Genomic DNA, 12470 nt, shown 5'->3' with positions numbered 1-12470 from the left:
ATAAGGTCGGAATACCGAAAGAGATGTTATCCGACCTTATTTCTCATACAATTCTGTTTTCCCACATCATTCCTTTTCCAATTCTGCGAGCCAATCTGTGGCCATGGCATCGGAGGGCATTCGCCAGTCGCCTCGTGGCGAGAGACTGACAACCGATGTCTTTGGCGCATCGGGCAGGCAGGAACGCTTGAATTGATGTTTGAAGAAGCGTTCAATAAATACTTTCAGCCACTTCTTGATAACTTCATTTGTATATACCCCCGCAAAGGCAGATTGAGCGAGGAATATAATCTTAGAAGGGCGGAAACCATAACGGAGAACATAATAAAGGAAGAAATCATGAAGTTCGTATGGGCCCACGATATCTTCAGTCTTCTGCTCAATCTCGCCCGCTTCATTTGCAGGGAGGAGTTCCGGAGAAATGGGCGTGTTGATAACATCTATCAAGCAGGTGCTGATGTCCTCGTTGTTCTCGTTGTTGGCATAATATCTAATCAAATCTTTGATAGTGGTCTTCGGTGCTCCCGCATTTACAGCATACATGCTCATGTGGTCGCCATTATAGGTGCACCACCCCAACGCCAATTCGCTCATGTCGCCTGTCCCCACAACAAATCCATTGCACTTATTACTCAAGTCCATTAAGATTTGCGTTCTTTCACGTGCCTGTGCATTCTCATACGTCGAGTCCTGAAGACTTAAATCATGTTCAAGATCTTTCAAGTGCTGAATGACAGAAGAGGTGATGTTGATTTCTTTCATCGTGATGCCCAATTCTTCCATGAGTTTGACGGCATTTTGATAAGTGCGCGCAGAAGTTCCAAACCCCGGCATGGTAACTCCCAAAATGCCTTTCCGGTCGTAGCCTAAACGGTCGAAAGCTCTTACACAGACAAGTAGCGCAAGGGTGGAGTCTAATCCGCCACTAACGCCCAAAACAACATTCTTGCTATGTGTATGCACCAACCTGCGGACAAGTCCAAACACCTGTGCATTGAACATCTCGTGACAGGCCGCATTCTTGTCAGCTCGTTCCGGCATAAAGGGGTGTGGGTCTATATGACGCGAGAGTACAAAGTCTTTCTCCGGATTATTGGGTGCGCCACATTTAATGGTATCCTTAATATTGAACGAAACATTAAGTCCCAACGGCTCTGTGCCGAGTGTGCGTTGAGCACCGCAGAAGGTGGTATTGTTGCGACGCTCACTTCGCAAACGATCGATGTCTATTTCAGCCACACGCAGTTGCGGCTCCAAACTGAAACGTTCGGAATGTGCCACCAAATTGCCACTCTCGTAGATTATGGCATTCCCGGCATTAACTATATCCTGGGTACTCTCGCCAAATCCACAACTGCTATATACGTAAGCCGCCATGAGGCGTGCGCTGTGCTGCATCAGCATTTCGTTAAGGTATTGATGCTTTCCGAACAACTCGTCAGTGGCCGACAAGTTGAATAGTATTTCAGCTCCTGCCAATGCAAGATAGCTGCTGGGAGCTATGGGAGCCCAAACATCCTCACATATTTCACATCCAAATTTCACACCACTGACCGTCTCGAAGATTTGCATTTCATTGGAAACCCGGATTGTTTGTCCTGCATAATGAATTTGCGTGGGATGTAAGTCTTTTGCGGAGGCAAACCAGCGTTTCTCATAGAACTCGTCATAGTTTGGCAAATAAGTTTTAGGGACTATGCCCAAAATCTTCCCTTGTTGGATGACGATGGCGCAATTTAAGGTTAAAGGTCCCACACTTACCGGAGCACCCACAACGGATATAATGTCTAATTGTCGTGTGAAGGCCAATAACATTAACACGGCGTGCTCTGCATTTTCAAGTAGAAGTTGTTGACGGAACAAATCCTGACAGGAATAACTTGTCAGCGAGAGTTCCGGAAATGCTATGATTTCTACACCTTTACCTTCAGCAATTGCTATCTGTTCTTCGATAGCTTCAAGATTAAATTTTGTGTCAGCGACTCGAACTGCCGGGATGGCTGCTGCCACTTTGATAAATCCATGTTTCATCGCATATAGTATTTAGGTTGTTATAGTAACTTGTGTTGCACCATATCCATATTCTCGAAATGATGCGTCTTGGTATTGATATTTTTTATATTTATAGTTTAACTCATGAATTAAGGCGTGTCTGAGAACGCCTTCTCCTTTTCCATGAATAAAGACAATCTTCTGACCGTTTTTATTCTTATATTGTTCCAGAATATTCCGGAAAACCTGAAGTTGATACTCCAAGATGTCATGCGCCGACATACCGGTTGTTGTTTCCAACAATTCATTGGCATGCAAATCTACAACAATTTTATCATTTTTCAGCAATTGTTTCGTACTATGTGTCCTTATTTGTCTCTTATCAGCTGTTTTTATGATTTTATTGCTTGTTGATGATGGTTTTGTTTCTATTTCTTCAGTATGACTACTTTGTAATTTAATGAATGTTTTATGCTTCTTTCCACTCAATCCGGGTAAAACTTTATCCTTGCCGGGTAAAGAAAACAAGATAGCAGGCGAGTCGAAAAAATCATTCTCAACAAAGGAATTTCTCTTGTAGAACTTGGTCCCATCCAAATGTATTTTTGTGTCAATGGTCGGTTGCAACTCAAAGCGTTTGTCCGGTTTGTAAGCAAAAATTTGTATGCTTATATCTTCTAAGTCATTCAGGTCGGAATAAAAAAAATCTTCAAGAAGCAATTTAGTGTTAGGGTCGATATGTCCGGTCGTTTTACACATCCATAGGTCTCCATCTTTTACGGCATAAGCATAATAAGCATGGTAATTGGAATCGTTCACCAAATAGGTGGAGAAATCAGTATTTGAAAGGTTGTTGAACGACTTGGGAAGAAAAGCCAAAAATAGTAGAAGCTCATCACCACCTTCGCGTTCATTCGTTGGATAGGAGACTTTTGTGGGTGATACGAAATCACAACTATCCTCCATTTCCTGAGACTCATTATCAAGGTCTGAATTATCCGTCAAGCGTGCTTTAATGGATTTAAACTCATTGGCATCCTTTTCGTGATTGGCTTTTTCGATGTTCTTAATTTTTGATTCCAACATTTCGTCATCGGGAATAACAACTATATCGTTAATCGGTGTCGGAATTTCAAAACCATCAGCATCTTCCACCAATACGATATTTTTATTTTGAAAGCCGGAAATTCTTCCGCCTCCCACTTCACTTAAAAATCTAACCTTATCTCCTATTTTCATTGTTTACATGCTTTTAAGGTATCAACAAACTGCTATCACCATAACTAAGGAAACGAAAATCATGCGAAAGAGCATAATCATAAACTTTTCGCCAATCACCATTCAGAAATGCACTCACAAGTAGTAAAAGCGTTGATTGTGGCTGATGGAAATTGGTTATTAGCATTTTAACGATTTTGTACTTATAGCCCGGAGCAATAATTATTTGCGTACTTGAATGTAGGGCTTTCAGCTTGTCATTATCCAAATAATCCAATAGATTCCGGATTGCTTTTGACACAGAGAGCGGTTTTCCATTAATAAGCACGTTTCCTTTCTCATCATGCTCATACTCATAAGGCTCCCACTGCTTTACATGCAAATCAGCTTCCGTTGCTGTGGGGTTTGCTTCAAGTTTCGCTCCCATGTAATACAGACTCTCAAGCGTTCGAACACTCGTGGTGCCAACGGCTATGGCCGAGCAATCATGCTCAAGCAGATGTTCCAAAGTATGACGATGAACTACAACATATTCTGTATGCATGTCATGTCCTTGTATCTCTCTGCTTTTTACCGGCTTGAAAGTACCTGCTCCGACATGAAGCGTCAATTCATCACGAACAATTCCGCAATCGTCAAGGGCTTGTAGGACAGAATTTGTAAAATGTAGTCCGGCTGTCGGTGCCGCAACCGAACCTTTAATCTTTGAATATACGGTTTGATAAGTAGTTTTATCGCTTTCTTGAGTTTCTCTATTAAGATATGGTGGAATGGGCAATTCGCCAACCGCCTCAAGAATTTCGGCAAATGTTACTTTATCATTATCCCAACTAAAATCCACCCAATAGTTAGTCCCACCCTTAGCTTCAGTAATCTTCGACTTATCAATGGTTGCAGTCAGATGAAGAGATTTACCATTGATTTCAAATGTGCGGGAAAGGGTTCCGGATTTCCATTTTTTCAAATTACCAATCATGCACAACCATGAGCAAGTGGCATTTGTTTGAAACATTAGCTCGTAATCGGTTGGTTGAGCAGGTTCCATCAAGAAAATCTCTATTAATGCTCCCGTGTCCTTGCGAAAATGCATACGAGCCTGAATTACTTTCGTGTTGTTGAAAACCATCAATGCTCCCTTCGGAAGATGGCTTTTAAGATTGTAAAACAAATCTTCCGAAACCTCTCCATGCTTATAGAGCAGAAGTTTGCTATGATCCCTTTGTGGTAAGGGGAATTTAGCTATTCTTTGGTCGGGCAGAAGATAGTCGAATTCCGAGATTTTAATATGTTTTGTTTCTGTTTTCATTTGCATACTATAAAAAACCTAATTGAATTACCGCACGAATGATGCAGTATAAGAGTGTAAAGATAAAGACTGTGATAATGATATCAACGTCCGAAAAATTATAACCCGATGGCGTATATTGTGAAGATATAAATGGCATTGTAGGGGTAAACTTCTTGGATATTCGCATATAGCCTCCATAGATAAAAACAGAAATGAGACTTCCCATCAACATTCCCACAACGACATCAAGAGGGTAATGAACGCCCAAATACAAACGAGTCCAGCTATTTAGCATTGCCCATCCTATGAGAAAGAATGAAAGCAGTTTACTTCTCACCAACAGACTGAAGAAAACAGCTATTGCGAAGGTGTTACAAGCGTGTGCGGAAAAAAAGCTAAACCCTGATCCGGTATAGTTTCTAACCAACTGTAAGTCGGTGATAAGATCCGGATCCAACGAAGGGCGAACTCGTCCGATAAACGGTTTTATTACCCCGCCATTAAAACCATTTGATATCAGCATACACAGACCGACCGATAGGATAATAAGAAATATCTTATTCCATGCGTCATTATTCTTAATAATGAGATATAAAAGGGCTAAATACAATGGAATCCATGTAAATCCTGATGTCAGCAACAATACAAAATCATCAATGAAAACGTTATCGCTTCCATTGAATAGTTGCAAGAAAGATTTATCAAAATTTATCAATTGCTCCATCATAAAAGTCCACCTACTTTAAATTTCTTCTATCATGTCAGACTTAATCCATCCACTATCTCCGTTTGCCAAAGTTATACCTCGCCAATCTCTGATATTTCTATCTGTAATATTTACTCTCGTCCCTTCATGAATAATCATCAATGAAGCTGATTTGTTACTTGGAGTAAGTTTTACCTCAGCCATGGGCGATATTACAATCGCAGAATCATTATTGAGTAATTCAGAACGTTGGTAGAGTGCAAACACATTTGAGAATATAAAAAGTAAAAAGCAAGACACTGCCAAAAAGAAACCAATTTTTTTCCATTTGAGTTTGCTTTCAAAAAGATACACAAGGGTTAATGCCAATGCGAAGAATAAAGAAATTAAGCCTAAATACGCCCACCCATCTATACTTAATAGATTAATCAAAGCCTTTGTCCAGCTTACAAAAAACATTTCTGGTTTTGGCGGAATGCGGTCAATCGTCTTGGATTGTGCCAAGTTAAGATTGAAAAGTATGTCTTCATCGCTGGGAGAGAGCCGTAATGCCCTCTCATAAGCTATTATAGACTTGGTAATATCGTTATGTTTATAATAAGCATTGCCCAAATTGTAGAATAAATCAGCAGTTGCTTCCTTTGATAAAAGAGATTGATAAATATGTATTGCCTGTTCGTAATTTCCTGATTGATACGCTTTATCCGCATCCGTCTTCTTTTGGGAGAAAGCGTTTGAACTCCACAGAATACAGATGAAAAATTGTATAAAAAACATCCATAAAAGTATGTTCGAATGTACATCTTTGGTCTTCTTTTTCATAGTCTCCTCTATATCCGTAATTGCTGAAAGTGCAGATTCGTATGTTGATTTCATATTCCCCCGTTCATCTCCCGGTGCATAACGTTGAAACTCACATTCATCAAGAGCTTCAATGAATTTATTGATAGTTTGCTCACCAACATTCTTTTGAGAAAAAGTTTCTCTGATATTATTCCGAGATAATCGTTCAACAGGAATATCAAGTTTGTTGCTGACATATCCCCAAAGGGCATGGAGAACCTCATCATAAAACTCTGTTGATTTTCCTCGTTCCATCAGTTGTCTGGCATTGTGCATACGCACGATTGCAACCTTTCGCGCATTTTTACCTTTTAAGAAAACTATGTCGGCTTGCATGTGAGAGCGTTTCTTTAACCATTGAAGCATAACCACAAATGATATAACGATGAAAAAGAGTGTTAGCCAGAAAAAAACAGAGCCAAAGAAAGAATAACTAAAGATATTCTTTGTCCTACCGGTTTTAATAGCTCGAATATCACTCCAATTATTTTTTGTTATTGCTGACAAATCGTCAAATATTCCGTTTCCCTTTGCAACTTTAATCTTAAAAGCTCGAGTCTGAATTGTTTTATAGCTGTTTGAGGACGTATCGAAATATATATATTCTATTGCCGGTATTTCATAGACACCTTTTTTGTGAGGAACCGCCATAAAATCATAGACTATACTTCCCTCAGTTCCATTTACTCCCAACGTTGTTTTATCCGATACTTTGGCATCGTAAACATCAAAATCTTTAGGAAAACCAACAATGGGTTGTTTGAGTAATTTTAAGTTTCCCTGCCCACTAATAATTACGCGTAAGTTAATTGGGTCTCCTTCTTTAACTTCATCATTATTTAATTGGGCGGTTATATTTAATTTCCCCACTCCACCGGAGAAACCAACAGGCTTTTGAGGTAATGGGATAATCTTTAGTGTTAGTCCCGGGGCAATTATATCCTTATTTATATCTCCTCCGTCAGACATGAAAGCAAAAGGATCAAAATCATCGAACCCCGGTCTTATTGTTCCGTGAAAGGTAATAGAAGGAATTTTAGTCTTTCCGGGAACAAGGGGAAATAATACATATTGACTCCATGTGGTGCACTGATACTTCCGCCCCTTTACGATTTCCGTATGGAATGACTTTTGTTGAGGCAGTTTAACCTCTTGAATGTGAAATCCTGTAAGGTCGGGCATTTTACCGGCTAAACTAATAAGATTAACAGAAGTATATACCTTATAAGTCAAGACGATGGGTTCCTGCTCATATACTTTTGTTTTGTTTGCAGAAACTTTAATAAAAAGATCCTTAGAACCTACCGTCTTGCTTTCAGGACGAGTAACTTCGATTTCATCCGCATATTGTCCCTTCCCATTAGCAGATCTATTAATGTTGGCATTTCCAAATGCAGATAGTTTAACCGGTGTCGAGGCCAAGTTTTGTCCGTTAATGGTTATTTTTGCCGGTGGAAGAGTAAAATTGCCTTTTTTGGTAGCTACGAAAACATAGTCGTATGTTATAGATGATGAACTGCTTGTATGCCCATTGATTACTTGATAGCTTGACTGTTTACCAATGTATGGACCGGCAAGTATTTCTATTCCGTCAGGAATTTTTGCCAATTTAAAACCATCAATATTATCTGTATATACTGTATATTCAACTTGGAACTCCTCGCCTACCACAACTTGGCGTGGAGCTGCGACTCTAATCCTTTGTGCAACTGTAATTGTTGGGAGTATAATTGCAAGCAATAAATAAATATAACGTTTCATAATGCACTACCAATTCTTATCAATATTTTTTGTACTTGGCTGCCGCATTGATTTTTTCAATCTTTGTTGAGTTTCTTTTTCCTCTTGCATCGCGGCATCAAGCAATTTCTCAGCTACATCCTTACTCAACCGATTATCTTCTTTATTTTGTTTAGCCTTTTCATTTTGATGGGATGTATTTTTATTTTGGTTGTTTCGGTTGTTCTTGTTTGATTTATTATTCTTCGCTTGATTATTATTTTGCGATTGGTTCTTTTGTTGCCTCATGCAAAGTATAAGGTTATATCGGGCGTTATCATGTTTTGGGTTCGCTCGTAATGCGTTCTTATAAGCTGCAATAGCATTAACATAATCTTTCTTATTCTGATAAATTGTCCCTAAATTATAAAAAGAACTTGCCTTTCGCTGTTTGTTCTGTTCGAGTTCAGCTGCATATTTATATTGTTGGATAGCTAAAGAATCCTTTTGCTGCGCCTGTAAAGCACAACCTAAATTATAATTGGCAATTCCATTACTCGCATTCTTACTTATTGCTTTTCTATAATTGGTTTCTGCTTGGACATAATTGTGCTGCCGAAAGAATTTATTCCCCTCACGAATCAATTGCCTATCATTTTGTGCTGTTACACTTAATGCCATCAACACCAATAGACTTAATATAGATAAAGTTCTATTCATATTTTTTTATGAAATATATTCCACCTACTAATTATTGGATTTTTCACCTCCAATATAATGACATCAATTATTAAAAGTAGAATTATAAGAATTGCAACAGCCTGAAACTGATCGTTATAATCGCTGTATGTCATATTCTGGAACTCTCCTTTATGCATGACCCCTAATTCTTTGTTTAGCCGTTTCTCCACAGAGAAAGTATTATCAATATGAAGATACAGTCCGTTTCCAATTGATGCCAACTGTTTACACATCGGTTCATTGAGATGTGTTATAACCGGAGTTCCTGTTTTGTCTTTTAGATAATCTCCATTCTCTAAAGGAATTGGAGCACCATTCGCAGAACCTACACCAAGTATAAACACCCTAATACCAATTTTGCTTGCTTTTCGGGCTAAGTTTTCGGCATTTCCTTCATGATCCTCACCATCTGTAATAAGGATGATTGCTTTACCCGTTTTCTCATCTTGCGAAAAACTATGTATAGCTAAATTCAAAGCTTCACCTATGTCAGTTCCTTGTGTACCAATTAACGATGGGTCTATATTGTCAAGAAACATTTTTGCCGATACGTAATCCGCGGTAATGGGCAATTGAACATACGCATCACCGGCAAAAACAATGAGCCCAATTCTATCTTCTGTCAGATTATCTACAAGATTTTCAACCATCATCTTAGACCTTTCTAATCTTGATGGCGCAACATCCTGACAAAGCATGGAATTACTAATGTCCATTGCAATAATGGCTTCTATACCTTTGTGTTTATTGCTTATGCTCTTAACCCCAATTTGTGGACGAGCCAATAAAACACATATTAGGGAAAGCGAGATTTCAAGTAACACGAACTTTACTGTGGGACGATACTTGGAAACATCAGGAGAGAGTTGCCTTAATAAGGTTAAATCACCAAATTTCGACATTCGCTTTCTTCGTTTACGTATAGAGGCATAATAGATGGTTGCCAATATAGGTATTAGCAATAATAACCACAAGCAAAGCGGATTATCAAATCTAAACATTATGCTTTTATTTTTTTTGTTACATTCTACTATGGAATCCGTTTGAGCACGGTTATCCTAAGTAGTATTTCCATGAGAAAAATTATCAGGGCAAAAAATGCGAATGGCATATATGCCTCATAGCGTTTCCCATAATTTTTATTCTCTATCTTTGTCTTTTCCAATTTATCAATATCCTTGTAAATCTGTGAAAGCTCTTGCCTACTCTGTGCTCGATAAAATTCTCCGTTTGTCAAAACAGCGATTTCTTGCAGTGTGTTGTAGTCAATTTCTCCGACAGTCTTTGAGGATGCATCCATTGGTTGATCGCCTCCCAGGCCTATAGTATAAATTCTTATGCCAAACTTTTTTGCAATCTCTGCAGCCGTTTTAGGAGAAATATCGCCCATGTTATTGCTTCCGTCCGTCAAAAGAATAATTACTTTGCTTTTAGCCTTAATATTTTTAAGGCGACTTATGGCATTTGCCAAGCCCATTCCGATAGCCGTTCCATCTTTAATCAAACCATTGGCAGAGATATCCGGCCGAATGTTCATAAGCAAATTTGTCAAAGACACGTGGTCTGTTGTCATTGGACATTGCGTAAATGCTTCACCGGCAAATATCGTAAGTCCTATATTATCAGTAGGACGGCTACTAATAAACTCATTAGCAACATCTTTCGCCACTTCCATTCTATTGGGAGCTACATCTTGCGAGAGCATACTTGTTGAAACATCCATCGCAAGCATAATATTGATTCCATTGGAATAATCTTTACTCAATGGCTGATGAGTCTGTGGACGTGCCAATACCATCACTACAAGTGCAAATGTAAGAGAACGAAGAAAGATCGGAAGGTGAATTATCTTCATTTTAAAACTCTTCCTTCCGTACTCGTAGGCATATGTGTCTGCCATTCTAAGTGTAGGTTCTTTCCCTCTATTGCGTAGAAAATACCACAATACATAAGGAACAAGCAGAAGCAGCAGTAACAAATATTCTTTATTTGCAAATTCCATCTTCACAATGTTTTAATTGCTTAAAAGACTATAAATATTCCATGACACGAAACAAAAAAGTCCGGCGGTAATTATAAGGAAGGTCAATATAAGCAGTTTAAGAATGACTCGTTGTTTTCGATCATTCCCCACTTTGACTTTAGTCTTTTCATTCTCATTTGCTATTACTCCATGTTCAGATTTGGTTCCTTCAATAAATTTAGCAATATTGGTAAGATAATATGCATATTCTGATGTAGCGGTAGAAAATTTAGCAAATTTCACCAAGTCGGCTATTTCAAAAGCTGTCTGCAAGTAGTTCTCTTTCGTGTTGTAGCCATGGGCTTTTAGATGGTTTATGATTTCCTTGGACGTCATTTCCATCGCATTGAGACCAAACCTTTCGTATAAGTATTCACGCAAGACATTGATTAGGCGCGTATAATATAATTTTTGTTCGTCTTCATTTTTGAAACTTCCTATTTTCAACGTATTGATATTCGCAAGTGCTTTGACATGTGGTAAAATTGTCTGTCTTCTCCGTTTCATGGAAATTAAAGGTTTCGCATTGTTTAATCGAAGTCGAAGGAAATAAACCAAGAACAGATTCAATATCATCAATGTCGTCAGCCAAAATAAAGGCATCCATTCCGAGATGGCGAAAGGATTATTTTGAATGTCATCCGACGGACGTATTGTCGCAATGGTAGTTGTATCTATCTCTATAGTTGTTACCTTTAACTTTACGGGATTAGAATTCTGCTTTTTTTTGTTTACATATACCGGCACGGCAGGAAGTTTGTAGTTGCCTTCCTTCCATGATGTAATGGTGTAATTAAGCCGAACTATCACATTTTTCGTATTTGATATGGTATCTATCTGATGACCAAGAATCTCTATATTATCAGGTAGAGCTGACGCAAATTTTTCTTTTTGAAAAGATATATTCACTCCTTTGGGCGCTTTTACGGTAATTGCCCAATGAGTTTGAGATCCTATCATAATAGATGTGCTATCCAAAACAGCATCTATTTTCACTTGAGCACAAGAGAAGAGAGCTTGAAGTAGCAAAATCTGTATGAATATATATCTTTTCATTATCCTCTTTTTGCAAACAATATCATAAGTTTCTTAACAAAATCTTCACCCGTTGCTATGGAAATATTATCTACCTCACACTTGGAAAAAGTGTCGCGAAGATTTTCTTGGTGTCGAATCCAATATGCTTTATGTTCTTGGCGAACTACTTTACTTCCGGTGTCTATGAACATTTCATGTCCGGTTTCTGCATCTTTTATTTTCATCAATCCCACATTCGGTAATTCTTTAGAGCGGTGATCGTAAATTTGCAGTGCGATAACATCATGTTTACGGTTGGCTATTGTTAGTTCGTCTTTAAAACTCGACCGTACATAAAAGTCACTAAGCAAGAAAGCAGTACAATGCCTTTTTAAGGCTTTTATCAAAAATTCCAATGGAATCTTTAAGTTCGTACGTTGCCCGGAAGGTTGAAAGTCGAGCATTTCTCTAATGATGTAAAGAATATGCTTCCTACCTTTCTGTGGAGGTATAAATTTCTCTATTCGATCTGAGAAAAAGATAACACCGATTTTATCATTATTCTGTATTGCAGAAAAAGCTAAAGTTGCAGAAATCTCGGCAACCAAGTCCTTTTTTGTTTGTTTAATTGTTCCAAAATCCAGCGAACCACTTACATCAATTAGCAACATAACGGTAAGCTCACGTTCTTCTTCATAAACCTTGACAAACGGATGGTGGAAACGTGCCGTTACATTCCAGTCAATATCCCTGACATCATCTCCGTACTGATATTCGCGCACTTCGGAAAAGACCATACCTCTACCTTTGAAAGCAGAATGATACTGACCTGCAAAGATATTCTGACTAAGGCTGCGTGTCTTAATTTCTATTTTTCGTACTTTTTTTAATAAATCCGTGGTGTCCATTCAATTTGTCAAACA

10 protein-coding genes are annotated in these 12470 nt (G+C 38.4%); all 10 read right to left on the bottom strand.

All coding sequences use genetic code 11. From position 1 onward, the window contains the following. Window positions 1–66 precede the first annotated feature (66 nt). From ETF27_RS05275 to ETF27_RS05230, 10 genes are read right to left on the bottom strand one after another with little or no spacing between them, the layout of a single operon-like run. Window positions 67–2031: an NAD(+) synthase gene (locus ETF27_RS05275; protein WP_130828796.1), complete on the bottom strand. Its 1965-nt coding sequence runs from the start codon at window positions 2029–2031 to the stop codon at window positions 67–69. 12 nt (window positions 2032–2043) lie between these two features. Beyond that, window positions 2044–3231: a DUF2027 domain-containing protein gene (locus tag ETF27_RS05270; protein WP_130828795.1), complete on the bottom strand. Its 1188-nt coding sequence runs from the start codon at window positions 3229–3231 to the stop codon at window positions 2044–2046. A gap of 13 nt (window positions 3232–3244) precedes the next feature. Beyond that, window positions 3245–4516 (bottom strand): S-adenosylmethionine:tRNA ribosyltransferase-isomerase, encoded by a 1272-nt coding sequence (locus ETF27_RS05265; RefSeq protein ID WP_130828794.1) that lies wholly within the window; start codon window positions 4514–4516, stop codon window positions 3245–3247. A gap of 7 nt (window positions 4517–4523) precedes the next feature. Further along, complete coding sequence (locus tag ETF27_RS05260) at window positions 4524–5225, bottom strand: phosphatase PAP2 family protein (protein WP_130828793.1); 702 nt, start codon at window positions 5223–5225, stop codon at window positions 4524–4526. A gap of 15 nt (window positions 5226–5240) precedes the next feature. Further along, window positions 5241–7808, bottom strand: a complete 2568-nt coding sequence (locus tag ETF27_RS05255) for a BatD family protein (RefSeq protein WP_130828792.1) — start codon at window positions 7806–7808, stop codon at window positions 5241–5243. A gap of 6 nt (window positions 7809–7814) precedes the next feature. Further along, complete coding sequence (locus ETF27_RS05250; protein ID WP_130828791.1) at window positions 7815–8486, bottom strand: tetratricopeptide repeat protein; 672 nt, start codon at window positions 8484–8486, stop codon at window positions 7815–7817. Further along, a complete protein-coding gene (locus ETF27_RS05245; RefSeq protein ID WP_130828790.1) occupies window positions 8483–9508 on the bottom strand; it encodes a VWA domain-containing protein in 1026 nt (341 codons plus the stop codon). The genes ETF27_RS05250 and ETF27_RS05245 overlap by 4 nt, the downstream gene beginning before the upstream one ends. 29 nt (window positions 9509–9537) lie before the next feature. After that, window positions 9538–10509 (bottom strand): vWA domain-containing protein, encoded by a 972-nt coding sequence (locus tag ETF27_RS05240; protein ID WP_130828789.1) that lies wholly within the window; start codon window positions 10507–10509, stop codon window positions 9538–9540. Window positions 10510–10521: 12 nt separating this feature from the next. Further along, on the bottom strand, window positions 10522–11586 hold the full coding sequence (locus ETF27_RS05235) for a BatD family protein (protein ID WP_130828788.1): 1065 nt from the start codon (window positions 11584–11586) through the stop codon (window positions 10522–10524). After that, window positions 11586–12455: a DUF58 domain-containing protein gene (locus tag ETF27_RS05230; RefSeq protein ID WP_130828787.1), complete on the bottom strand. Its 870-nt coding sequence runs from the start codon at window positions 12453–12455 to the stop codon at window positions 11586–11588. The genes ETF27_RS05235 and ETF27_RS05230 overlap by 1 nt, the downstream gene beginning before the upstream one ends. Window positions 12456–12470: the final 15 nt, after the last annotated feature.

Origin of the sequence: Prevotella brunnea, assembly GCF_008016795.1 — a bacterium.
GTDB classification, from domain to species: Bacteria; Bacteroidota; Bacteroidia; order Bacteroidales; family Bacteroidaceae; genus Prevotella; species Prevotella brunnea.
This window is presented reverse-complemented; position numbering and strand designations above follow the sequence as displayed.

What these genes read in the sequence shown, in the direction of transcription:
- ETF27_RS05275 (WP_130828796.1), bottom strand. Translation starts at nt 2,031, where the DNA reads ATGAAACATGGATTTATCAAAGTGGCAGCAGCCATCCCGGCAGTTCGA.
- ETF27_RS05270 (WP_130828795.1), bottom strand. Translation starts at nt 3,231, where the DNA reads ATGAAAATAGGAGATAAGGTTAGATTTTTAAGTGAAGTGGGAGGCGGA.
- ETF27_RS05265 (WP_130828794.1), bottom strand. Translation starts at nt 4,516, where the DNA reads ATGAAAACAGAAACAAAACATATTAAAATCTCGGAATTCGACTATCTT.
- ETF27_RS05260 (WP_130828793.1), bottom strand. Translation starts at nt 5,225, where the DNA reads ATGATGGAGCAATTGATAAATTTTGATAAATCTTTCTTGCAACTATTC.
- ETF27_RS05255 (WP_130828792.1), bottom strand. Translation starts at nt 7,808, where the DNA reads ATGAAACGTTATATTTATTTATTGCTTGCAATTATACTCCCAACAATT.
- ETF27_RS05250 (WP_130828791.1), bottom strand. Translation starts at nt 8,486, where the DNA reads ATGAATAGAACTTTATCTATATTAAGTCTATTGGTGTTGATGGCATTA.
- ETF27_RS05245 (WP_130828790.1), bottom strand. Translation starts at nt 9,508, where the DNA reads ATGTTTAGATTTGATAATCCGCTTTGCTTGTGGTTATTATTGCTAATA.
- ETF27_RS05240 (WP_130828789.1), bottom strand. Translation starts at nt 10,509, where the DNA reads ATGGAATTTGCAAATAAAGAATATTTGTTACTGCTGCTTCTGCTTGTT.
- ETF27_RS05235 (WP_130828788.1), bottom strand. Translation starts at nt 11,586, where the DNA reads ATGAAAAGATATATATTCATACAGATTTTGCTACTTCAAGCTCTCTTC.
- ETF27_RS05230 (WP_130828787.1), bottom strand. Translation starts at nt 12,455, where the DNA reads ATGGACACCACGGATTTATTAAAAAAAGTACGAAAAATAGAAATTAAG.